The sequence below is a fragment of the Paenibacillus sp. 2TAB23 genome, from assembly GCF_052115165.1.
In the GTDB taxonomy this organism is placed as follows: Bacteria; Bacillota; Bacilli; order Paenibacillales; family Paenibacillaceae; genus Pristimantibacillus.
Window position 1 is genome coordinate 83,836 of record NZ_JBFRGD010000017.1, and the last position, 25,142, is coordinate 108,977.

At 45.5% G+C, this 25,142-nt stretch carries 14 protein-coding genes; all 14 read right to left on the reverse strand.

Annotation, left to right across the window (positions count from 1 at the left end; genetic code table 11):
- Positions 1-154 precede the first annotated feature (154 nt).
- The 14 genes from AB4Z29_RS22160 to AB4Z29_RS22225 all read right to left on the reverse strand — a co-directional run bounded on the left by AB4Z29_RS22160 (position 155) and on the right by AB4Z29_RS22225 (position 25,136).
- Positions 155-4,537 (reverse strand): Ig-like domain-containing protein, encoded by a 4,383-nt coding sequence (locus AB4Z29_RS22160; RefSeq protein WP_441945168.1) that lies wholly within the window; start codon positions 4,535-4,537, stop codon positions 155-157.
- A gap of 178 nt (positions 4,538-4,715) precedes the next feature.
- On the reverse strand, positions 4,716-5,930 hold the full coding sequence (gene metK / locus AB4Z29_RS22165) for a methionine adenosyltransferase (RefSeq protein WP_441945169.1): 1,215 nt from the start codon (positions 5,928-5,930) through the stop codon (positions 4,716-4,718).
- A gap of 159 nt (positions 5,931-6,089) precedes the next feature.
- Positions 6,090-6,368, reverse strand: coding sequence for a small, acid-soluble spore protein, alpha/beta type (locus AB4Z29_RS22170; protein ID WP_441945170.1), 279 nt, complete (start codon positions 6,366-6,368; stop codon positions 6,090-6,092).
- Positions 6,369-6,478: 110 nt separating this feature from the next.
- Entirely contained in the window at positions 6,479-6,967 is a 489-nt protein-coding gene (locus AB4Z29_RS22175) for a hypothetical protein (RefSeq protein WP_441945171.1), read from the reverse strand.
- Positions 6,968-7,044: 77 nt separating this feature from the next.
- Positions 7,045-9,138 carry a hypothetical protein gene (locus tag AB4Z29_RS22180; protein WP_441945172.1) on the reverse strand — a complete coding sequence of 698 codons (2,094 nt, stop codon included), beginning with the start codon at positions 9,136-9,138 and terminating at the stop codon, positions 7,045-7,047.
- A gap of 204 nt (positions 9,139-9,342) precedes the next feature.
- On the reverse strand, positions 9,343-11,904 hold the full coding sequence (locus tag AB4Z29_RS22185) for an S-layer homology domain-containing protein (protein ID WP_441945173.1): 2,562 nt from the start codon (positions 11,902-11,904) through the stop codon (positions 9,343-9,345).
- A 517-nt stretch (positions 11,905-12,421) separates the two neighbouring features.
- Positions 12,422-16,555: an S-layer homology domain-containing protein gene (locus AB4Z29_RS22190; protein WP_441945174.1), complete on the reverse strand. Its 4,134-nt coding sequence runs from the start codon at positions 16,553-16,555 to the stop codon at positions 12,422-12,424.
- 261 nt (positions 16,556-16,816) lie between these two features.
- Positions 16,817-17,959: a glycosyltransferase family 4 protein gene (locus AB4Z29_RS22195; RefSeq protein ID WP_441945175.1), complete on the reverse strand. Its 1,143-nt coding sequence runs from the start codon at positions 17,957-17,959 to the stop codon at positions 16,817-16,819.
- 103 nt (positions 17,960-18,062) lie between these two features.
- Positions 18,063-18,767 (reverse strand): WecB/TagA/CpsF family glycosyltransferase, encoded by a 705-nt coding sequence (locus tag AB4Z29_RS22200; protein ID WP_441945228.1) that lies wholly within the window; start codon positions 18,765-18,767, stop codon positions 18,063-18,065.
- Positions 18,768-18,831: 64 nt separating this feature from the next.
- Complete coding sequence (csaB, locus tag AB4Z29_RS22205) at positions 18,832-19,980, reverse strand: polysaccharide pyruvyl transferase CsaB (RefSeq protein WP_441945176.1); 1,149 nt, start codon at positions 19,978-19,980, stop codon at positions 18,832-18,834.
- A complete protein-coding gene (locus AB4Z29_RS22210; protein WP_441945177.1) occupies positions 19,944-22,088 on the reverse strand; it encodes a DUF5693 family protein in 2,145 nt (714 codons plus the stop codon). Before AB4Z29_RS22210 ends, csaB begins: the two co-directional genes overlap by 37 nt.
- Positions 22,089-22,123: 35 nt before the next feature.
- Positions 22,124-23,851, reverse strand: a complete 1,728-nt coding sequence (locus tag AB4Z29_RS22215; protein ID WP_441945178.1) for a phospho-sugar mutase — start codon at positions 23,849-23,851, stop codon at positions 22,124-22,126.
- A 45-nt stretch (positions 23,852-23,896) separates the two neighbouring features.
- The gene (gene fabZ / locus AB4Z29_RS22220) at positions 23,897-24,328 is read right to left on the reverse strand and encodes a 3-hydroxyacyl-ACP dehydratase FabZ (RefSeq protein WP_138753720.1); all 432 of its coding nucleotides are present in this window, start codon (positions 24,326-24,328) and stop codon (positions 23,897-23,899) included.
- Between the two features lie 274 nt (positions 24,329-24,602).
- Entirely contained in the window at positions 24,603-25,136 is a 534-nt protein-coding gene (locus AB4Z29_RS22225) for a CDP-alcohol phosphatidyltransferase family protein (protein ID WP_441945179.1), read from the reverse strand.
- Positions 25,137-25,142: the final 6 nt, after the last annotated feature.

A 25,142-nucleotide genomic window follows, 5' to 3' on the forward strand; every position in this document is an offset into this window, starting at 1 on the left:
TTAATCTAATAGTTATAGACTACAAGAATGATAGAAAAGTTACGTCTGATAGAAGACTGCTATCGCTTTTTCTTGACTGATAGATATATGCTATGTAAAAAAGATACAAAAAAGCTCCATTCATCCGATCGATGAATGGAGCTTCCTCGCTTTGTTATGGAGTCAAAAAATTCACTTTCTGAAGAAGACGCATAATCATTATGGTACCCTCTGCCCGTGTTGCATTTGTTTGCGGGCTTATCGTTGTTGCTGTTTTTCCACCAATAATACCAAGGTGGATCGACTTCGCAACGTCTTCCTTCGCCCACGCGCCTACCTTGCCGCGATCTGAAAACTTTTGCAAATACGAGGCGCTGGATTGTGGAAGCTGTACGGTAAGACCAGCTACTTTAGCTGCTCTGATCATCATTACCGCCATTTCTTGGCGCGTGATCGGACTGTTTGGCTTGAAAGTGCCATCTGTATTGCCTGCTATAATGCCTGCAGCCGATGCGGCACCAATGTAAGCACCCATGACGGTATTGGTGTTTACATCCTTGAACTTGCCTGCTGCAGAGCGGTTGCCGCTGAGACCGAGGCCCTTCGCGATATACGTGGCGAATTCGCCACGAGTAATGTTTTTGCCTGGCTCAAACTTCGTGGCTGAGCGACCTTCGACAATGAATTTGCGCGACATGATATAAATAGAGCTTGCTGCCCAGTGCTTGGACAGGTCCGAGAAGCTAGCAGCGTTCGATACAAGCGCATAAGCGCTGTTGCCTTTGCGCTTGAACGAGGCTGTAGTCAGACCGGCATTCGTCGTTAGAACCGTAGGTACATAGGATATCCCGCCCGTAACCGGATCGAACCAGACGACCGCCGTTTTACCAGATTCGATATTTTGATACGTTTGAATGGTACGCGTAACGTACCCATTAAAGTCATTAACGCTCTTCTGCACCGAGCCGCTTATTGCGGTAACGTCATAATGATAAGGACCTGATATCAGCGTAGTGTTCGAACTATTGATTTTGGAACTTATATTTCCAGTTAATGTAGATAAGCCTTGATCAATTCGAACTAACAAATATCCATTTGCACTACTGCCGCTTAACAATGTATTAATTGTGGAAAAATCGGTTCCATTAAGTTTTAGCTCATAAGTAGTATCTCCGAATTGTACAGCGAAAACGGAATTCGCATTAAGACGATAAGCAGTGTCCAAGCCGCTAATTGGCACAGCAACAATAGCTGCACGCTCAGAAGCCGGAACCTTGAATGCTACTCGCGGTACTGCCAATCCCGCTGTTCGGGCCGTCTGGAACGCTGTAAGCAATTTCTCACCGGATACTGTATAACGGTTCGCTTGTACTCCCGCTGGTGAAACATCCGATGTCATAGAAGCTGCTGTCGTTTTCAAGCCAACTCCCCCACCGTCAGATGACTCATAGTCTCCGGATAAACCGTCTAATACAGTCGTTTGATTGGCTGCACTAATATTCGTGAAGCTATTGATAGCCGCGCCGCTATTCGCACGTAAACCCGAAGAAGTCGCATAGTAAGTAACATTAACTGCTTCCCCTACCAAGAATGAGGAGGACATTGTTAAAATAACGGATGACCCACTAATATCTACTCTTGTTATTGTTTTCGATACATCGTTACCTCTTACAAGAAATTGAACAGTAGACGGCACATAGCTGCTGTTTAGCGACTCTGCAAAGTTTATGGTCAGCGTCGTACCTTTGGCTATTACGCCGTATATGTTACCGTTCTGCCCGCCGCCTGAAGAGCCCCCTGACAGCGCGTTATTAAATGATGAAGCTGCATTTCCTGCCAAATCCGCAATCAAATTTACAGAAGCAAGATAAGATACAGAAATAATTTGCCCTGCATTTACAGCTGACGATAAGGTCAATAATACCGAATCACCTGAAATCCTTACTTGTAGGACGGATCGTGCGATGTTGTCAACCAAAACACCAAATTGTCCGACTGAAGGAACGCTTTGTGTATTTAGAGCTTTATTGTATTTTAATGTCACGATAGAACCATTGAAACTTACCGACTGCAAAGTCGGCAGCCCCGTATCCGGTACACTGTAGATGCTATAGCTCTGTATGGCAGCCAAATAGTTCCCAGCCATATCCCTTACAGGGTATGAACCAGGCGTATACGACACATACACGGTTTGATAGTTTTGAATGGTGCCGTTAATAGTCAGCAGAATGTTGCTGCCTTTGCTTGATATCGAGGTTGCATTATATTTGACTCCGCCTACATTTACCGAGAATTGCAAGTAAGCATAACTGTTTACGCTCGCTAGCTCCTTATCAAAGGAAAGCGTCAATGCTGTTCCCGATGCGCTGCCGCTCACCAGGACAGGAGGATTCGTATCCTTGGCCCCTGACACATCCTGATTAGCTACACTCAAGGCTTCGTTTCCTGAAAGATCCTGAATGAGTCCTACAGGTGCTTTAGAGTAGGAAAGTTTAACTACTTGTCCAGCAACCACGGGGTTGGATAAAGACAAATATACGGCTTCCCCCCTCACCTGTACCCCAATAACCGAACGCGGTGCTCCGTTAACCGTCACATAGAAGCTGCCCGTTGATGGAGCTAGGTAAGGATTCAGGTCCTCGTTATAGCTCATCGTAATGGTAGATCCGCTCCACTCAAGCTTTCCCAGCAGAGGCGCTGTCGTATCAGAGCCAAAGGTATGGAATGTCCATTGATACTCATTCAGAATACCGGCGAATGTATTACCTGCCAGATCTGTAACTGCACTGGCATCGATGGTTACATAATAACTGGTGTTGGCGCTTAATGCCTGCGTTGGCGTAATGATCAATGTATTCGAATAAGTAGCGTCAACGTAATAAGATGCTGGAATCGTTGGAAGTGCGTTGTTCCCTACTGGATTAAAAGTAATCGCACCCGTTGCGCCCTTCTTGATCGATTCGCTGAAAGTCGCGGTAAACACTTGATTCAGACCAACAGAAACCGCGTTGTTAAGCGGATTCAGTAAAGAGAGTGTCGGTCTGGTCGTATCCTGAGATACAGTGAATGTCCAACTATTTGAAGAGTCTATGCCGATATAATGATTGCCTGCGGCATCCCTTATGGCACGATTGCCGATTGTAACATAATACTTCGTATTATTCACAAATGCTTTTTCTGCTTCACCGGGAATCGCCTTATTCGCATCAATCGTTAACTGATAAGTGCCGCCACCAGTCACGCGTTCAGATGTGATTGGAATTGATCGGAACAGGCTGCCCGTTGACGAATCTCGGATTTCAATGTTACCGCTGCTCGGAAATACCGGTTCGTTAAACGTAATCTGCAACAAAGAGTTGAGACTTGTAATTGAGCTGCCTGATGCAGGCGCTACGACCGTTGCGGAAGGCGGCGTAGTCTCATTGCCTGGATCGGTACTGAAGTTCCACACAGACGCTCCTGAAATGCCGTGGTACCATTGGTCGCCGCTTGGATCTGTCTGGGTGAAGGCACCTGCATCAATTAATACATAATAAGCCGTATTGGCTTCCAGATTAGTGCTTGGAGTAATTTTAACTGTATTGTTCACAACCACGACTCTGGAAGAAAGCGCGCTAAAGCGCTCGAATGTCGTATTATTGCTAATTCGACGGATTTCGACATATTTATTTGCGCGAGCTTGCACGTTTTTATCGAATGTTATCGAGAGCGCTGATTGAATAGGCACTGAAGTTGCGTTATCAGCAGGCACGAATGGCGCTGCGACATTCACTGGTGCTGCAGCTGTCGTAAAGTTCCATGAAGCACCATTGTAAAGATTGCCGGCCGCATCTTGGAAAGCCGTGTTTGGAACCACAATCGTATATGTAGTGTTCGGTTGTAGCGCTGAAGGAGGCTGTATCACGATCTGATTGGTCCCGCTACCTCTTACTGCGTTGGAAGTAACGGCAATCGTTCGATTGTCTTCCGCCGAGTTGATCAATACACTCCCGCTTGATACATAGATGGATTCATCGAATGTGATGATAATCGGTGTAGTAATGGCTGCCGAAGTTCCCGTTGGAACGAGCCCCGTATGATTAGGCCTTGTCGTATCAACAGCCGCAACGGTTCTAAAGTTCCAGCTGCTCGCGCTAATGATTCCTGCGAAGCCTGCGCCATTCGATTGATTTACGAATGCTCCTGCGTCAACCAAGATATAGTAATTCGTATTTAAGGCAAAATGATTAGTTGGGTCTATAGTGACGACACGTTGAGATGAATCAATTGATATGCGGTTTGAGGATAATGGTATGCTCTCCACTAGATTGCTCGTTGCATAATCATAAATAGAAATAGCCGTTGAGCCTGAGCCTTTACTGACATTTTCATCAAAAGTCATCTTAAGGTCGCCTGAGATGGATACATTAATTAAATCATCTGCCGGGCTGAGGCTTATAACGGCCGGACCAGTTGTCGCGGCGGATACTTGCTGCGGTGCTGAACCCCAGCCTGCTAGACTTAGTTGGAGCAGCAGCATAATGACAATAAATGATGAAAGCTTGCTCGTTCGATTCATTTCAATTCACTCCTCAAAAAATTACACTCGTACCTTATTTGTCGGTTACTTCACATGAAAAATTTAGGTTAAACTACTTTTTGTACCGCATGAAAATAAAAAAGCCGTTTACAAAGCAGACTAGCTACTTTGTAAACGGCTCCTAACGACTGTGAAGGCAATATAATGATAATCCTGCTTATACGCCGCTTTGAACGCCAGCGTCTGCTTTAAGCTTCTCTGCTTTGTCTACGCGCTCCCAAGGGAGATCGATATCCGTACGGCCAAAATGTCCGTAAGCAGCAGTTTGTCTGTAAATTGGACGACGAAGGTCAAGCATTTTGATAATGCCTGCAGGACGAAGGTCAAAATTGCTTGTAATCAAGTCTACAAGCTTGTCTTCGCCGATTTTTCCTGTGCCGTACGTGTCCACATTGATGGATACCGGTTGAGCAACACCAATGGCATAAGCCAATTGGATTTCACATTTGTCAGCAAGACCGGCAGCAACGATGTTTTTAGCTACATAACGCGCCGCGTAAGCCGCTGAACGGTCAACCTTTGTAGGATCCTTGCCGGAGAACGCGCCGCCGCCATGACGAGCATAACCGCCATACGTGTCAACGATGATCTTACGGCCAGTTAGACCAGCATCGCCTTGTGGTCCGCCAATAACGAAACGGCCAGTCGGGTTAATGAAATATTTGGTTTCTGCATCAAGCCATTCAACTGGAACGACCGGTTTAATGACATGCTCAAGAATATCCTGTTGGATTTGCTCCAACGTAATTTCTTCCGCATGCTGCGTAGAAACAACGATCGTATCTACACGCAATGGCTTACCATCGGCATATTCAATCGTAACTTGCGTTTTACCATCTGGACGAAGATATGCAAGCGTCTCGTTTTTACGAACTTCTGACAAGCGACGAGCAATACGATGTGAAAGCGCGATTGGAAGCGGCATAAGCTCAGGTGTTTCATTAGTTGCAAAACCAAACATAAGTCCTTGGTCGCCTGCACCGATATCTTCGTTTTCTTGCTTCATGTCTTTGCCATCACGAGTCTCAAGCGCTGCGTTAACACCTTGCGCGATGTCAGCAGACTGCTCGTTAAGCGATGTCAATACTGCACATGTGCTGGAGTCAAAGCCGTATTTGGCACGTGTATAGCCAATTTCTTTGATTGTGCGGCGTGCAATAGCTGAAATATCAACATAATCCGCGCGGCTGCTAATTTCACCAATAACTAAAACAAGTCCTGTTGCTACTGAAACCTCACATGCAACACGTGCATGAGGATCTGCTTCAAGGAATGCATCCAAAACAGCATCGGAGATCTGGTCACAGATCTTATCCGGGTGGCCTTCAGTAACGGATTCCGATGTGAACAAGTGGCGTCCTTTAACCGACATTCGTATCAACCTCCTAAAACCTTAGTATGAAATAAGTGCGGACATTCTACACAAAAAATGAACCTTTTCCCGAAGGAAAAGGTTGTTTGACAACTCTTCTAAAACAGTATGATACCGAAAATGTCGCTTTGTGTCAATGGACGCCACATATTTAACCAGTTATTGGTATCCATTTAATACAGATTCAGCTTGGGCGATCAACCGTTTTGTAATCTCGCCTCCGACAGAACCTGCTTGACGAGTAGATAGAGCAGACCAATGTACGCTATGTCCGCCGCCAGTGCCCGCTTGGGCTCCCAGTTCTCCAGCAAATTCTGTATCAGCTCCGGTACCTGCGTAGGCTCCCGAGGTTAACCCAAATTCTGCGGCAATTTCATATTTTAATTGGTTTAATGCAGCTTTGCTTGTTGGAACAACTACTTTATTCGAACGACTCATGAATAACACCTCCAAATGAATATGAACACAATCCTATTGTGTGCCAACTCCATGTTTTGAAGCGTATAATCTATTGTCAGTTCGGGTAAAATGTAGTCTAATCATCCATATTATTGCAACGTATAGCTGCCTTTAACCAATACGGTCAGACCATTTTTTTGATTCGGGTCTGGCAATATGCCCCGTCCCGCGCGAGGAAAGAGCAGCAAGTGGTTAGTTGGAACCGCTTTGCCTTTTGTTAGATCTGTACCGCCTGTCAAATCTGCTATACCGCTTGCATCAGAGCTATACGCTATCGCTTTCCCAACGCGCACAATGACTTCTGTGCCTTGACCAGCCATTAATGTCTTTCCAGCAGGTACTGTTACGACTTCTAGCTGGGAATCGACAGCAGGCGTTGTTCCGCCTCCCGTCGAGCCTCCGTTATTATTACCAAGCAATGCATCTACATAGCTCTTTGTGACAACTGGGTCCTCCGCTGAGCCTGGAGTGAGCGCATTGGATTCTGCTTCAAGAGGCGAAGCAAAATTCACGCCGACCCACACTCCAGCTCCTACCAATACAGCTGCTACAATTCCACGTGCTACATTCTTTTTCACTAGTAACTCTCCTCTCTCTTTCAAGTGTCTCCTAATAGGATACTAGATTGAAGTAGGAGAAACCAGTTTTATCTCAATTATTGGTGAGTTCCGTCAAGCCAGTTTGTAACAGGTGAAAATGTTATTGGCATAGTAGCTAGCTTTTTGCGATTTCCATTAAACTCTTCGTAAACATTTAATTGATATGCATCCCAAAGTAATGTTTCTCCCATTTCTTTATATAGATCGTTATAATTGCTACCAATCTTCCATTTCAAACTATTTTCCGCTTTGGCTTCTAAATCTATTATTTGTGAATAGATCACTTGTTTCGTCGCTTCATACTCAAGTTCGAATACAAATTTTGATTGGGTATAGCCATCATAATTTAAATCCTTTTGAACATCAGCACCAATTTTAATTCCTAATCTCGACCCATTTAACCAGACATTAAAGTAATTCATATCTACAGTATATGGTCCAACCTTAAGATCTCTGAAGCTCGTACTAACGGCTTTCTCTTCAGGCAATACAAATTGTGCTGCACGCAAGAAGCCTTTCGCTGCTGCTGTACCTTGAAGAAGTCCATTATCATCAAACGCTTCGCCTACTAAAAGCTGGATGTTTGATCGATCAACGTTTTGCGGCAGTTCTGTCCAAACGATAAGTTGATCCTTGCTCTCTGACTTTATTGTGTTTGTTGCTCTCGTGAATTTTGCTTCGTATAGATTACCGTCAGCCGTTTTAAAATAACCAGCTAATAGTGGGAGGGAAGCAATTCTTTTTTGCTTATTTGTCATTTCAACATATACTGCGTACACATCTGCTTTCTCACCGCTGTATGTTTTCACATCAGTTACAAGTGCATGATAAGGAGCTCCATTATTTTGCTGCATAAATACTGCGCCTAGTTCAACTTTCTTAACAGGTACGATCGTTGATCGTGTAAGTTCACCAATCTCCGTCACTGTTTCTCCAGCTTTCTGAGAAAGACTTAGTTTGAATTTTTTCCAAGTGTAGTTATAAGGGATTGCTCCCACATAACTAATCGTCGTTGAGGCGCCTGGTGCTAAACCAATGTCGCCTACTTTCTTAATTGCTTTGCCTTGCAGCTTAATATTATCATCAACAATGAGCAATCCTGTTAAATCAGGTATAGGTAAATATACTGAACCATTATTTTTTACGACTAAATCGGCGATTATATTATCATTATTATTCCAAGGCAATCTTTGAATAGCACCCAGCTCTACTTCATAAGTGCCATCGTCGTTCRTAAAAGTTGTTTTAGTCGATATGGCTGTCGTTGTAGTCACTTTAAAAGGGATATCAAAAATGGCTACTGGCAATTCAACTTTATTCGTTTCTGCACCGACATTATTCGTGACTATTAGCTTCCATCCATTTGTTGCAACTGTTAGCGGAATAGATCCCGTTAATTGAATTGCGTTCAGTACAGAAGGTTCTAACGTTAATGTTTCATCCGTTTTATTTCTTAAGGATAACTTATATAATCCTTTAGCGGTTTGGGCATAATAATTATATTGAGGCAATGCAACGCCAAACTTCCCTGTATTTCGAGCAACATACGTTAAATTGAAGTTGTAGTTTTTAGCAGATTTGGTAACGTTAATTTGATCAATTCTAAAATTAACTACTGAGTTATTTGCCAATACACCCTTAAAGCCGCCTGATTTCACAAAATTCGAGTACCCTTTTGGAAATGTAAACTGTCCAATCGTTTTCTCATAACCAGACACACTAAAATCAAACTTAATAAGATTAACGACAAGCTGATCCAACGTAATCTTCGAACCGACTTCACTGTAGTAAGTTAAGGTTGTCGTAGTTTTAGGGAGAACTTTCTTCTTTTTATCTGCGTCCAGTAAAGACAAAGTATATTTTGTTCCACCTGTGGTTTTTAGCCGGGCCCAATAATCAACTAAATTGATAGCACTACTGTCACCATTATAGATGGAAAAAGTAAAACTAGCTGTTGCACCACTTGCGCTTGGAATTAAGTTGGCATCCGTTAATTGTATGTAAGATGCCTTAGTAATACTAACCTTCTTAAAAACATTTGCTGCAGCTGCGACAGTCTGCGGTACAGGAATAGCGCTTACTAGTAACGCTAATGTAAGGAAGAACGGTAATAGGATAGGCATTCTTCTAAAACTCATTTGCATTTTCATTTCACTCCGTATCTTTTGGTATACCTATCTAGACGCAAACTATAATCAAGAAGTTTCGAATAAAGCAAAATTAATTACACATCCCCTTTCTTCAAGTAAATATGATATCGCTACTACTATATCTTTTATTTATGAACTATGTATGAACAAAAAAAAGGCTGAGGAACTAGCCCTCAGCCTTTCTCCATCATGCAAGCATGATTACTATTTTCTTTTTACAACGATTACAGCCGCTTCTTGGAAGCCAGCGATGTTGCTGCCAGTTCCAGCTACAGTTACGCTAGAAACTGAAGCGTTAGGAACTGCACCGTTTTGTTCTTTAACATCTGTGTAGTTACCTACATAGATTGTGTTACCATCTGCGGAAATTACATAAACAGCAGTTTTTCCAGAGATGATGTAGTTGCCATTGCTGCTACCAAATGTGTTAGCAGTTTGGTTGTTAGCAATAGTTACTGAAGTTAGGCTAGTACCTACTACAGCTGCAGTGTCATACTCTTTGCTGGAGTTAGCAGCATCAGTCAATGCAACTACAACGTTTTTCTCAGTACCAACGATATCGTTGTAAGCTGCAGCAACTACTGGAGTAGTAACGCTTTGACCAGCTACATTCAATGTAATGCTGTAAGTTGAAGTAGTTGTTGTAGCACTTTGTTTGTCAGCAGATACGAACAAGCCGTAGATTGCTGCGCCAGTTTCTGCATTTGCATCAGTATCAGATTTCAATACGATGTAATCAGCAGTAGCACCATTAGTGCTTACATAAACTTTATCCGCTTTTGTTACTTGAGCTAGTGTACCTACAGACAATTTTTTGTCAGCAAGTTCAGTTGTAGGTCCGCCAAGTTTAGTAGCATCGACTACAACAGTGTTGGAATCAATTAGGTAAGTAACTGGACCAGCAAGGTCGATTTGAGTAGTTGTTACTTTCTCAACATTAAGACCTGCGCCTGCTACGCCTACTTTATCAGTAGCACCAGTAAGTTTGGAATCAGTGAATACCAATTCAGCTACATGGTTTTCAAGAGCATCGAAAGTCGCAAGAAGTGCAGCATCAGTGTATTTCACTTCGTTTTTGTTAGCTTTGATGTCGAAGTAAGTTACTTTTGTTTTTGTAACAAACTCTTCGTTTTCAAGCTGTTGTGCTGCTTTAGCTTCAAGAATTACAACGTATGGTTTGTTAACAGCTGCTTCTGGAGCAGATGCTTTAACGATTTTGCCGTCTGCGTTGAGTAGAAGAGTAAACTCTTTACCAATGTTTGCAGCGATCAAAGTGTTAGTGTCAGCAGCTACTGCATTTGCAGTTTTTTCGTAAACTTTACCACCAATTGTGTATTTAGGAGTTCCGTTTGAGCTACCTACAAGCTCAAGTTTACCTGTAGCAGTGTTACGAACTACAGCAACTTTAACAGCTACGCTACCGGATTTTGAAACAGCGCTAATTACATCGTCTTTTTTCAGGTCAGCAACTTTAGCCGCTTTACCATCGATAGTTACGGATGTAGCATCGTTAATGAACGCGCTGATTTGGTTCGTGTTAACACGAGCATCACGGTAAGCATTTTTCTCTTCAACCGAAGTTACAAGAGCGTCCTTGATGGACCATTTTTCAGCAGTTGCAACGCGAACTTGATCGTTAACCAAGTACAATGTTACATTGTCGCCTGTGCTTGCATTGGAAAGTGCAACTTCTTCACCGTTTACGAAGTAAACTGCGTTAGTTACAGTTGTTTTAGTTTTAACTTCTGTTCCAACTTTGATTTTCACGGAACCAGCAACTTGGCCAGCTTCCAAAGTACCTGTCAAAGTAGCAGCAGAATCTTGTGAATCAGTAATTGCAAGAACTTGACCAGCTTTGTTTTTAACAATTGTTACGTTGTGACCAAGCAAATCAACTAGTGTTTTGCCGCCAGTAACGATGAAGTTAGAAGCTGTAGCAATGGATTGAGTTTTCACTTCATCAACGCCTGCAGTGTTTTTCTCAGTCCAACGAAGTTTAACTTTACCGTCAGAAAGTGAAGCTGCAAGAAGTTCCGCTGAAGATGTGTTACCCAGTTTCGAAATCAATGTGCTGCCGGAAAGTACTTCGTTGCCGTCAACATTGTACGAAACCAATTTAGCGTTAAGCGTGTTAGAAGTTAGTTGTGCTACAACACCGCGAAGTGCTTTGCCACCAACATTCAGATCAACGCCGTTGAACAAGTTAACGTCTTGAGCTTTCAATAGAACGTTATAAGGCCATACGCCTGACAACTTGTTCTCTTTGTAACCAAGGGAACGAACCAATACCGCTACTACTTCTTCAAATTTAACTGGGTCGCTTGGGCGGAAGTTGCCGTTGTAACCTTGAATGAAGCCTTTAGTAGCAGCTGCATTAATGTAACCAGTGTACCAAACATTTGCTTTAACATCTTTAAATGTTGGTTTTACTGATTGCATCAAGTTTGCAGCGCCTTCGTTACCGGAACCGATAACGATAATTTTTGCTAGCTCAGCGCGAGTAATTGTGTTTTCAGGTTTGAATGTACCATCTTCATATCCTGCAATAACGCCAAGAGCTGTTAATTCTTCAACCGCTGATTGTACTGGTTTACCCACTACATCAGATGGTGTTGCTGCGAAAGCTGGAACAGATAATGGAAGCACTAGAGCTGTTGCTAGTGCAAATGCTGCTATTTTTTTCTTCATAACCTTTATTTCTCCTCCTCTAAATACGTGCGGTTGTTGAGAGTTTTGTTTAAATAGTGAATTGCTCTTTTCCCTCATAGCCGATTCACCCCCTTTCCAGAGTTGAGCATAGATTTGATATAAATGATGTCTACGTTCATGATAAACCCATTTGTAAAATCATGTCGTAGAAACTTGTAAAATAAAGTTGGAAATTGCTAGAGTCACGCCACCACTATAATATTATACAATGGGTGGGCCGTACCGTAAAGAGGAAGTTGTGAATTCATTCCAATTCTTTCCCAGCAGCAGTAGGTCTAGCGTATCAATTCGGTTGTTTGTTACAACGTCATGTATTTAAACGCACGTTGTAACGAAAAGTTGCGATGTTGCGAAAAATAATTAAAAATTTATTTTTGCGGGGATTGTAACCAATTGGCCCTAATGTCCGTGCCTATTGAGCACTTCGTTAGTATAGCTTGTTTTCATAGATATCGTCGATGTTAAACATTTTCCATGGATAATGTTTCACTTATACTGAGAAATGTAGTCATACAGAAGAAATAAAAAGGGTTGCAGAACGTTCTGCAACCCTTTTTAAGGTTAGTCTTTCCAATTATCCAATGCTCGGGAGCTTCTTCAAATCAGCTAAAATTCTTGCCACAATAATTGCTGCATCGGAACGGAGTAGATTAGATCTTGGTTCGAATACAGAACCAGCCTTTGGATCGTTTGGATCTATAGGAGAGCCAATAATGTATTTTTTCTTCGCGATAGCGAGTACGGAGCTTTTCGCGTAGAAATTTACGTTTGCTGCATCCTTAAATGTTTTCTCTAGATCTTTGTTAATCTTGGTTGTATCTGTCGCCAGCTTCATATCAAGCGCTCTGCCGATAATAACGGATGCTTCTTCCCTAGTCAAATTAGAACTAGGTTGGAACGTTCTTGGACCTGTACCGCGGATAATGCCTTCGCGGGCAGCCGTTTCGACGTAGCGATAATCCCATAATGCATCAGGGTTGATTATTGCCGGTACGTCATCGAAATGGGGCTTGCTAAGCTCGTAGTTAAGCGGAATATCAAGTGCTTTTACCATCATACGTGCAAATTCACCACGTGAGATATAGATATTAGAGCCGAAATCATCGAATCCAGCAGCATTCATGATTCCTTTAGAGAAAATGGCTTCCAAATAGTTTCTAGCGTAAGGATGCGACGTCATATCGGTAAACGAATAAACCATTTTACCAACGACATAGTAACCAAACTTACTAAAGGGAACGGTAATAGTGTTTTTCTTTACATCCACCATGCCGCCGATATTCTCCCAATACTTCGCTTTCACATCATAACGGTATACGGTAATGATTGTGCCTACGCTATCTTTCATATTCGGATCGAAAGCGAGCGTCAAGCTGCCCGTTTTTGAAGTAACAAGCTCACGATTGTCTGGTCGCTCGTCATAGGTCGGTATTTTGGTACCGCCTGTCCCTGTCGCATTCGGGAATTGATACGGATCTACACCTCTAGATAATGGGTCGTATGCAGCCGTTGCCGGATCATCGGCTAATCCCGCATCGATCCAGTAAACAGGACTTGCTTTAGTAAACCGTGTTGGATAGGACAGTCTGAATCGCGTTCCAAAGCTCTCCAAAATAATATTGAAGTTTGGCGGTAGTGTTTCAAGCTCGCGACGATCGACGACACCATCCTCCGAGTTGGCAATCGAGAACAACAAATTATGACCTGTAAACACCTGGTTTTTCAGAGCAGCCGGAACGTTAAAGTCCGTTCTGATCAATGTTGTCCCTTTTTCAAACTTCAAATTAAGCGCTCCATCAAAAACCTTATGACTGCTTGCCATGGTTTGAAGGTTCTGAGCTCCTGGAATGTTGGTCGGCGCATACGTCACTTCAATACTGCTTTGTACCTTGTCGTTTGCGCTTGTAATAATGAAATCGATTTTATTTTTGCCCACTTTTAAATTATTAACGAAAACGCGGTACGTATTCTTATAAAATTGCTCTACGGTTGCCGGATTGTTGTCGGAATCAAAATCAATTTTTTCTGCAATCTGTTTATTAATTGTGATCGATTGAGCACCAGGTGCATCAATAATGACTTCTATATAATTTTGGTTCACGATGCTCTTAGCAGGCAAGAACGGGCGAAGTACTTTGTATGGAAGAGACGTAGGGTCGACTTCCAAGCGGTACGATGCTTTTGGACCTGTCTCCCCGTTGTTAAACACCGTAAAGGTATAAACACTGGAGCTGCCATCAGGGTTTAATTCTCGTCCTGTCAAAATAAACGAGAAGGTTTTTGTAAGAATATCGTAGCGAACGGCAAGATTGGCTACTTCATTGGCTGCGCCGTTATTTACAGTACCAAGAACCGTTGTTCCCCGCATAATGAACAGTTTCTTTCCCAAATCCCATGAAATCGGATTAGTCAAATTACTGCTTTCAATTTTCAAGATATATTTGCTTGGATCAGTCAATCCGTTAGCAACAACCTTCATTTGATCGATTTTCGCTTGAATGTTCGTGATAATATCTGCATCCGTAGCACCCGAAGCAATAAAATCGATAAAGTCGAAGGTTCCATATACGTTCATGAACGCTTCGTTTGTTGTGTAGATACTTCCACGACTCACAAAGTTAGGATCGTTCGGAACAGGCTCGCTGTACTGAGCGCCATAAGGATAAATGGTTGTTCCTTCAACTGGTATGACTGGAATGTTCGTCGGAATCATATACAGCTTGATCTTTTTTTCATATGAATTTTTGCTGCCTTGGAAAACGAATTTTATTTCGTTCTCACCGCTAAATAACGAATCGAATGCTTTCGTGCGTTCCGCAGTCGAATTCTCTATGGTGAAGCTGGTTAAGCCGCTTGCACCTTGCACAAGTCTAATCGGCGTGTTGTTTACATAGAAGAATACGGTTTGAGCTGCCGTTCCATTAAAATCATATCGAATTTCAGACGTATTGTTGATATTGTTTAGAATACCTTTGAAATCACTAAGTGTACCCGAGATAGCATCTGCGATGCGGTCAGCTTTAAGCTTATTCGTATCGTCGTATACGGTCATGTTGTCGAATACGCTTGTATAGCTTACATATGGACCAAACAGCATCGTGAACTTTACAGTCTTTGTCACTCCGCCAATGTCCAATGTTACCGTCTGAGTGCCCTCAAATGGAAGCTTCTTGAATACGATAATCTCTCGCTTGTACACTTTACCATTAACGTTGACATGCTTATTCGCAAGGCTGGCAGACATATTCTCGATGTTGGCGACGTTATTGTATAAGTAACTGGCAGGTGCGGAAGTACCAGATACATTTTTAATATCCGTAACGGTGACTAAGCCAGTGGTGTCGCTCAGATTCGGGTTGCCAACAAGAACTTCCATAGCAAAAGGTACACTGTATAGATTAGCGCCTTCCAGCGGTGTACCTGTCAAAGCCTCGCCGTTACCTGTGCGGTAACCGCTCAAGTAATTAATAGTTTCAATAAACTTTTTGCTAGCATCTTTCAAAGAAAAGCCCATAAGTCCCGTACCTTCATCGGCTGGTTGACCGAGTGCATCTTTTCTAGCATTTTCCGCCGTAATTTGAATATTATAGGACTTATCAGTTACTAAAGCGTGACTAGCACCGATAGGAGTAGTAAATTGGTAAATAAAGAATGCTTCATTGCCTGTGTAGGTACCTACAGGCGTAGCCTGTGATGCAGCCGGTTGTGTATAATTAATGCCGCCACTCGCCGTAATCGTATACTTAATCGGGATGGGTGCGCTAGGATTAGGGTGCGGCTCTAGCGTACCGTTAGGCGGAACAGTATCATCTTTTAAATAGTTAGGAACGATAATTTTACCTGTAACCGTCGTTGAATTTGTATTGGATACGAGCAAGTTAGGGTTGTACTCAAGCGGCTCGGATGTAGCAACCGAGTTAGCTATCCCATTCAGGTTCACATCATAAAACGTAACCTCGCCATTATAGAATGCTACCTCACGTGTCGTTTCAACCGTTTGGTTGGCGTTCTTTACCTTAATGGTAACGAGGTTCTTACCCTTTTGCAGGGTAATGGGTGATGCCGCAAATTGATAGCTATTAGAACTGTTAACGGAATACGTTTTACTGCTTCCGTTCACGTCTACCGTCACTTGCTGAGCGTTAGGCGCGAAACCCGTTATGCTAATATCAGCAGATTGACGGCCTGCAGATGCAGCTGAGTGAACGACTGTCGTTCCTGCCTCTTCAATATTGAATTTGTTTCCGTCGAGCTGTGCGACCAAGTCATAGAAAACAGGGCCATTGTGATATTCAATATAAATGGAGTTGGTTACTTCTCCGCCGCCTTGTACACCTCTAAATGTAATGCGGTTAAGCCCTGGGAATAACTCAACGTTATACACTTGGATAGAGAAACCGTTGATGTAGATATTACTCGTGATGTTCTCACGCTTCGAGCCAAGTTGGTCATCGGAAGGGTTGTCATTCCCTTTATTGTTGATGATTTGCGTTACGCTATATGACACGGAGGATGGATCCACCCCCGTAATGGAGCCAGTAAGCGTTAAACTTGGGTCTGTAGTAACCCTAGCTTGTGTGGACAAGTCCTTCTCCGTCGGAAAGCTGAAGCTGCCCGTTGCGGCATTCGCCACCTGCGACGAGCCGAACGGCGGCAACAATGTAATCAACAATGCCAGCGTTAATGCTAATGAAAGTAATCTTTTCAAAACAATGTTCCTCCTTTATGTATATAACGAGCATGGGTATTTGAATGATAGTTGGACTGACGACTTAGCGGCTTACTTGTGAATAAACCTTCCTCCCTTTTCCTCTTTAGCCAGTTATCGTATGCTTTGCAGTTAGACGCGCTGACCGCAGAAAAGTTCTGTATTGTTGTTATCGGCTTCCAAGTCCCATTTTTTTAGTGAAATGAGCATTTAGACGCAAAAAAAGAGCTCCGTTTCCCATTAGGGATTCGGAGCTCTTTTTTATTTGGAACGGGATTCGGCATCAAGCTTCAGCCTGAGCCTCATTCGGCTTAAGAAATTGATAAGCGGCCTGCGCGTCTTGTCTACGATTCCAGTTACCTCGGCACCGATCTGCAGGAAAAACATCAGCATGCAGATGACGGCGAACGTAATCCAGTTGGCAGCACTTGATTGCACGACAGCCGATTGGACAATGGCAAGCGCGCCAAAGATGGCCGCTACTCCCCAGATAATCAGAACCGTACGGCGATGGCTGAAGCCTAAATCGCGAAGCCTATGATGCAAGTGGCCTCTGTCCGGCGCGAATATCGGCTTCTTGTTCACCCAGCGGCGAACGATTGCGAAGAACGTATCCGAAAGCGGTACTCCGATAATAAGCAGCGGCGTTACGAACGAAACGATCGTTACTTGCTTGAAGCCAAGCATCGATAGCGTCGCAAGGCTGAAGCCGAGAAATAACGAGCCTGAATCTCCCATGAAGATTTTGGCTGGATGGAAGTTGAACACGAGAAACCCGACAATTCCTCCAAGAAGAAGCGTGCTAAGCAGAATTACAGGCTGGAAACCCATCAGCGAAGCCATGACAACGATTGTCGCTATCGCGATGCCGGATACGCCTGCGGCAAGCCCGTCCAAGCCGTCAATCAAATTGATGGCGTTCGTTACGCCTACGATCCAAAGAATCGTAAGCGGAATGCTGATCCAGCCGGCAATCGGCTGCATCGTTTCGCCGAACGGAATGTTCAACAGGTCGATCTTCACATCGAAGACGAAGACGACCACGCAGGCTGCGGCGATTTGTCCGAGCAGCTTCACTTTCGCTGACAGCTCGAAGCGATCATCGAACGCTCCTAGAATAATAATCATCGTACCGCCCACAAGAAGAGCGTTAATCATATTTGAATCTTGCGGCCTTAGCAAGCCGTCCGGGATAAATGGCGATAAGAGAAAAAATGCGCCCACAAATGCAATATAAATAGCTAGACCGCCAAGACGCGGCATAATGCGCGTATGTACTTTGCGGTGGTTTGGTTTGTCTATCGCGCCAACTTTAAATGCAAACTTCTTAACAAGCGGCGTCATCGCAATGGCTAGAACAAGAGCGATTATGAACCCAATTGAATACAGCAAGCCTACCGGCATGTGTGCAACTCCCCTTTTCTTTCTACCGAAGTGAATTATACTCCGATTGAAAAAGAAACTCCAACCCCGTTTTCAACCAATTTAGCCGATTTTAACGAGAATATCACGGTGTAATCCGAGGTTTTGTTACGTTTTCTTTGTCGCGGAGCACTTTCACTACGAATTTCGGCAAAACAAGCATTCTTTTGTAGCGTTTCGGCTCTTGTGCCAAGCGGTAAAACCACTCCAAGCGAAGCTTTTGAAAAACCATCGGAGCTCGCTTTAGCTTGCCTGAAACGACGTCAAAGCTGCCGCCGACGCCCATAATTAGCGGCACGCCGAGCTTTTGCTTGAATTTTACGATCCATGGCTCTTGCGTATCCGCGCCCCGCGCCACGAACAATAAATCAGGCGCTGCCTCGCGAATCTCCGCTACCACTTCCTCGTCCTGCTCTGGACCAAAAAAACCGTTCCGATAACCAACAATTTTCACCTGAGGGTATTGCAGCTGGAGCTTTTCGGCCGCGGCTTCAATAACCTCTTGCGAAGTACCCAGCAAATAGGCCTTCCATCTACGCTTCTCGCCTTGCTCAAGCAAACGGTGCATCAGGTCAAATCCTGTGACCCGCTCGGCAACCGGGGTTCCAACGTATTTGGCGGCCCATACAACTCCGGCTCCGTCGGGCACGATGAGATCGGCCCGCCGGATCATAGCGCTATAGGACGCACTCTCTACTGCTGACATAATCATGATCGGGTTAGCGGTGATCACATGCGTGATCTGTCTTCCCTCAATCGCTTCTGTTAAATATTGAACCGTTTCGTCCATGCTCGCCTTGGAGAATGGTATGCCGTATATCGGCACAGTAGGTAATTGTTTCGACAAGAGGAACTCACCTCGATAAAGTTTGACGCAGATAGCCAACGATTTGTTGCGCCGGTTTTTGCGATTGTTGTCTCAATAGGTCGATCGCTGGTCCATGCTTCGCCTGCCATCCAGCTTTATCTGCAAGGAGCAGGCTTGCCGCTTCTGCAAATGACTCCGGATCAAGCTGCTCCGTAGAGCCGATTGCCTTAAGTCCCAATCGATTAAGAAACTGATCGATTTTGGGATCGTAGGAGAGGCCAAGCATGGGAACCATCTGGCCAGCGGCGTAGATGAGCGCATGGAGGCGCATGCCGAGCAAAGCGTCGCACCGGCTGACCTCAAGCAGCATCTGCTGCGGGTCGTCGCCGGGCGCGGCCAGCTCGGCGGTGGAACCGTTGCCGAGCCGGCCGCGCAGCCATTCCATCACCTGCTCCGACGTTTGCGTGTCGGAGGGGGTGTGGAACGGCAGGAAGCGCAGCCGCACAGGCATGCGCTTCGACAGCGCGACTAGCGCTTCGGCGGCGCGGGCCATATCGGCGCCGTCGCTGCGCCAGTGGCGCAGCGATACGCCGACGACCGGCGGCTGAGAATCAGCTTGTCCCGCCGTAGATGCGTGTGAGCCAGTAGGAAGCGGCAAGCCCATAACCGGATCGGGCACGATGTCAATCTTATCGGCCTGCACGCCAATTCGCTCAAGCAGCGCCGCAGACTCGGCATCCCGCACCGAAACATATGCGCTTTTTCTCATGACGCCTTTGATCATCGGATCCATCCAACGGCGATTCACGGGCCCGATTCCTTGCGCATACGCAAAGGTCGGTTTGCCGAGCAGTTGTGCCAGCTTCATGACTCCCGTGTAATAGGGAATCGTCTTCGTTCCCGTCGCATCCTGCAGCAGGCTACCTCCACCGCTAATCAAGCCATCACTGCTCTTAATCGCGTTCCATAAATCGGCAGGGTGCATGCGGCGCACGCTTTCGACGCCGTACATGCTGCTTGTCAACGCCGGGTCAGCCGACAATACGATCGGCTGGATCTTGATTCCTTGAGCCGAGCCTTGCTCCTCTAACGCAAGCAATATCGACCTGAGCACCGCTTCATCACCGCTATTGCGAAAACCGTAATAACCAGATATCACTAAGCGACGAACTTGCGGATGATTGCCGGTGCCCATTTACGAATTGCTCCTTCCACTAGCTGCCATGCTAAGATCAAAATACATCCGATAATCATACCTGTACCCAAACCAAGCAGTACGCGAATCATGGAAATGTAGAGCGGCGTATGAAGATGCGCGAACGTATCGACCATCGAAAGCTGCCCAATTGAGCCCACAATTATAAGCAGCCATGCAGCGCGGTAACGAAGCGACAAGAACAACCCGAGCAGCAGCAATGGATGAGCCAGTAAAAACTCTTTGAATCTTGGTCGCACCCCGAAGGTGGACTCCAAGAAATGTCGAATGACCAGCTCTAGCGAAGACACCTGACCGCCATTACCTGTACGCGACAGGTAGTAGTAGCCAATGATGCCGATCACGCCTGCAAGTATAATCCAAGTCAGCGTAATTGGCTTCGAGAGCAACGATTTCACTCTGCCCACCGACATTTGGCTGTTGTAGAGCAGAACGTAGACTGCCACCAGCGCAATTGGCGCAAGATGAAGCAGACTTACACCGCGGAACTGCTCCAATACTAAATTGTAAGTAATGTTATTCAACAAGCCGAATACAATAGGTACGGCCGTAAGCGATATTAGTGTCGCCACAATAAACCAATTCAGTGCGAGGCCGAAACGACGGCCGGTAGATAAAGTCGGGAACAGCCACTTCATACGGCTAGCGCTCTCATATACAGCACCTGGCTGCTGAGGCGTCTGGCCTTGCTTGCTGCGGCCAATCGACCAATTTGCACCCCCAACCACGCGGCGATCACCGACGGTGCGGGAGTATATCCGATTCATAACCCAAACGAGCGCAAGGGTTGGAGCAGCTATAGCCGCGCCTAGAGCAAGTCCCTGCTCCATTAGCGAGCTGTTCAGCTTGTATAAACCGGCGCTTCCGAATAGTCCAATAATAAAGACAGGAATATAAATACCCGGAAGAAACGCTCCGATTAATAATGCAATCAATGCGATAGCACCAGCAGCAACGATCGCTCTAACCGGTTTATTCCAGGACGGCTGTTCATAATCGAATGCTTTAGGCGTGCCGGGATTGAAGCCTGCCTCGGAAAGCCGTTCGACTATGCCGTTTTTCTCGTTCATCGCTTCAGCAAGCCTGTCCAGGGAATGGACGATTTTGGCTTTATCCGTATTCGACTGCGTCGTGCCATTCAAGAAAAACATGCGAATATTGCGATCCTTCGCTGCCAATAGGAATCGATCGGCAATGGCCTCCGGGGTCATCGTCATGCCGTCGTTCTCTGACAAGGAATAGAGTCTGACTACATTATAATCCGTAATATAAGCTAATTTATTTAAGCCTTCCTGCGGTTTTTTCAAATTTTCTATCGCCGCAAGGCCAAGATCGTATTTTTTGAGAAGCTCGCCGAATTGATACAAGCTGTTATCCATTGCCTGATCCGATGCGCCTTTTACTTTATCGCCATCGAACAGAACACGATTCACGCCGTACGACTTCAATCTCGCAAGCACAGCATCCGTTGCATCTTGATCATAAGGCTTCACACGATCTGAGTAACGCGGCAGTATGCCCAAGCCTGCATCATGTATAGCTTGCAGGGACATCGGGTCAAAATCCATCGTTTTCATAATCGCTTCGGCGATTGGAATCTCAACAACCATGCCGTTGCGACCGCCATATGACCAATCACTGTACACAGCCTCGGAACGATCCAGCGCCTCGCGCACGATCGGACCAATCATCTTTTCCTCTTTAGGACCACTAAATAAAATATAAGTAAAGTTCTGACCTACCTGCTCGAACTTGCCTTGCAGAAGCGCAGCATCCCGAGAGCTGTAAAAGGTTAGCCTGCCGGACAATTGCAGCTCTTTGAGCGAGCTTTCATATACCGCCATCGTCGTGATTCCCGATTCCTTCAGCATCGCAAGCTTCTCCTGCAAAAAGGCCTGAGGCCTTGCCTGCCTTTCAGAAACCTCTACGATATCCCGGTAATCAAACACATACTCCACTTGCTTAGACGACTTCTCCATTTCCATCCGAACGGCGCCGAGCGGCAAAGCTGCCGCCACCCCTAGTAATGCAATGATCCAAAGTACGAACCTTGCTCGCCGATTCCATTGCTGCCAACGTAAAAACACGTCATTCCTCCGTTCTAAACAGGTTGATTATCGTTCTATTCGCTACGGTCTACCCGTTCCATTACGGAGGCTTTCAACGTTTCCAGCGCAGCAGCGGCAGATTCCTTCGACTCGCCTTTCACCGCGAAATAAACTTTGATTTTGGGCTCTGTGCCAGAAGGACGCAAGCAGAACCACGAGCCGTCTTCACGCAAATATTTCAATACATTCTCCGGACGCAAGCCGTCATGGCCTTTGCCGTAATCGAGTACCTGCGTCACCTTGACGCCGCCGATTTCGGTTGGGGGATTAAGGCGCCAATCATCCATAATCGCTCCGATTTTTTGAACCCCGTCGAAGCCCTTTAGCGTACGCGACTCCAAGCCCTCCAAATAAAAACCGAAATCCGCATATAGCTCCAGCAAAACATCGTACAATGTTTTTCCTTGACTGCTATAGTATGCCGCAGCTTCGGCAATCAATAACGCAGCGACGATCGCATCTTTGTCCCGCGCATAAGTGCCTGTTAAATACCCGTAGCTTTCTTCATAGCCAAACAAGAATGAATGCTCGCCTGTCTGTTCGTAGCTGGTCATTTTTTCACCGATGTATTTGAAGCCAGTGAGCGTATTTTCCACCGCAACGCCGAAAGAGCGCGCAATATCGGCACCCAGCTCGCTTGTTACGATTGTTTTGATAACAACTCCATTATCAGGCAGCTGTCCGCGCTCCTTTAATTGGCTAAGCACGTAATGCACCATTAACGCTCCGGACTGGTTGCCCGTGAGTACGACATATTCACCATCGTTGTTTTTGACTACAGCGCCCATACGGTCCGCGTCAGGGTCCGTACCGATAATAATATCCGCATTCACCTGCTGGGCAAGCTTAATCGCGAGCGTAAACGCTTCGCGTTCCTCAGGGTTAGGCGACTTTACCGTGCTGAAGTAACCATCCGGCTGCTCTTGCTCCGGTACGATATGAACATTCTTGAAGCCAACCTTCTTCAGCACCTCACGGACTGGCATATTGCCTGTCCCATGCAGTGGAGTGAACACAACGCTAATCTTTTCGCCGATTTCGCTTTGAATGAGCTCCGCATTCAGGCTCTGAGCCACCACGGTATCGATAAATTGTTGATCCGCTTCATCCCCGAGCCAGCGCAGCAAGCCCTTTGCCTCTGCTTCTTCACGGCTAATTGTCTTTACTTCATCAAAACCTGCAATCCGGCCGATCGCAGCAATCACTTGCTCCGCTTCTTCCGGGATAAGCTGGCAGCCATCTGCGCCATAAGCTTTGTATCCATTATATTCAGGCGGGTTATGGCTTGCCGTAATGACAATTCCGCTTGACGCATTCAACGAACGAACCGCAAAGGAAAGCTGAGGTGTCGGACGAAGCGCCTTGAACAAATACGTTGTAACGCCATTCCCTGCAAGCACAAGAGCCGCATCAAGCGCAAACTCAGGCGAGTTATTCCGGGAATCATGAGCGATGACTACCGAAGGAGCTTCCCCTCCGTCTTTGGCGCCGGCTAGCAGCCAATTCGCAAGCCCTTGTGTCGCTTTACCAACCGTGTAAGCGTTCAGCCGATTCGTTCCTGCGCCCATGACGCCACGCAAGCCGCCTGTACCGAATTCAAGATCACGGTAGAAACGGTCCGTCACTTCCTTTTCATCGCCCGCAATTTCGCGAAGCTCTTCCTTCGTTGCAGCGTCAATAAGCGGATCACTAAGCCAAGCCTCATATTTTGCAGTTACAGCAGCATTAGTTGATTGGGTCATATGTATCAGCCTCTTTCATTCATGAATTTTATTGTAGCAAGGAATTTATGAAGGATTAGATAAAGCAAACATGAGCTCGCCTTCGGCAACGATTTGATCGCCAACTCTTGCTGTCCCTTGCCCTTTGCCGATCGAGCCCTTCAGCCGCGTGATTTGCACTTCAAGTGTCAGAGTATCGCCAGGCTTTACTTGTCCCCGAAAACGGAAGCCGTCAATGCCTGCAAAAAAGCCAAGCTTGCCTTTGTTCGCTTCAATCATTAGCATCGCTACCGTTCCTACCTGTGCCAGCGCTTCAACAATAAGCACGCCTGGCATAACAGGATAGCCGGGGAAATGTCCTACGAAATAAGGTTCGTTCATCGTTACGTTTTTGAGACCGACAGCTCTTACGCCCGGTTCCACCTCTAGAATGCGATCGATCAACAGAAACGGAGGGCGGTGTGGAATAATTTCTTGGATTTGATTAATGTCCAGCATGGCAAAAAAAGCCCCTTTCGATTAGTAAAGTAGTATAAAAAGTGCCATTATGTACGACACTATACATATCCATCATAAAACTGCAGTTTATGAAGGTTAAGATAAGAGGCTTGGCTGCTTGGACCCGAAGTGTCCTCCGCCAAGCCTCTTTGTTCGTATATAAGCATTTATACGGGTACACTTATAAATGTACTTATATATGTCCGCGAAACGAGCTATCGCCGCCGTAGGTAGGTACACCCGGTTACGCATGATATGTAGTTGCCTCAGAAGTTTACGAATGTCCGACAGGCGTTTCTGCCAGCGGCTTATTCAATGACTTAAACATTGCGATATAGACAATGGAAGTCACGAATGAGAACGCAATTACCGCCCACAAATAAGAATGCGCATGTGGTGCCTCGAAGAAAATAAGCATGATCGCCGCGTAAAACAACACGGTAGTCAGTTTGCCCATCCAGTTGGCTGGCACGGTCTTTTTCCCACGAAAATGAAAAAACATTCCCCCAGCTATCATGCCCAAGTCGCGCAAAAACATCGCTGCAGCGGCAGCCCATGAAATATGGCCGGAAATCAGCAACGATACGATAACTGTAATGAGCATCAGCTTGTCAGCGAGCGGATCAAGCATAATTCCGACCATTGTGACCTGGCCGCTTCTACGTGCGATGTAACCGTCCAGAATATCAGTCACACCCGCGGCAACCATAATCAGAAAGGCAGGAATCATATGTCCTTTTATGAACACCGCTATGTAGACGGGGATCAAGACAAAACGCAATGATGTTAAGAGATTCGGCAGATTCAAACTTCC

Bases quoted from the DNA above. Each gene is read 5' to 3' on its own strand.
- AB4Z29_RS22160 (WP_441945168.1), bottom strand. From the start codon at position 4,537: ATGAATCGAACGAGCAAGCTTTCATCATTTATTGTCATTATGCTGCTG.
- metK (WP_441945169.1), bottom strand. From the start codon at position 5,930: ATGTCGGTTAAAGGACGCCACTTGTTCACATCGGAATCCGTTACTGAA.
- AB4Z29_RS22170 (WP_441945170.1), bottom strand. From the start codon at position 6,368: ATGAGTCGTTCGAATAAAGTAGTTGTTCCAACAAGCAAAGCTGCATTA.
- AB4Z29_RS22185 (WP_441945173.1), bottom strand. From the start codon at position 11,904: ATGAGGGAAAAGAGCAATTCACTATTTAAACAAAACTCTCAACAACCG.
- AB4Z29_RS22195 (WP_441945175.1), bottom strand. From the start codon at position 17,959: ATGCCGGTAGGCTTGCTGTATTCAATTGGGTTCATAATCGCTCTTGTT.
- AB4Z29_RS22200 (WP_441945228.1), bottom strand. From the start codon at position 18,767: ATGGACGAAACGGTTCAATATTTAACAGAAGCGATTGAGGGAAGACAG.
- csaB (WP_441945176.1), bottom strand. From the start codon at position 19,980: ATGGGCACCGGCAATCATCCGCAAGTTCGTCGCTTAGTGATATCTGGT.
- AB4Z29_RS22215 (WP_441945178.1), bottom strand. From the start codon at position 23,851: ATGACCCAATCAACTAATGCTGCTGTAACTGCAAAATATGAGGCTTGG.
- fabZ (WP_138753720.1), bottom strand. From the start codon at position 24,328: ATGCTGGACATTAATCAAATCCAAGAAATTATTCCACACCGCCCTCCG.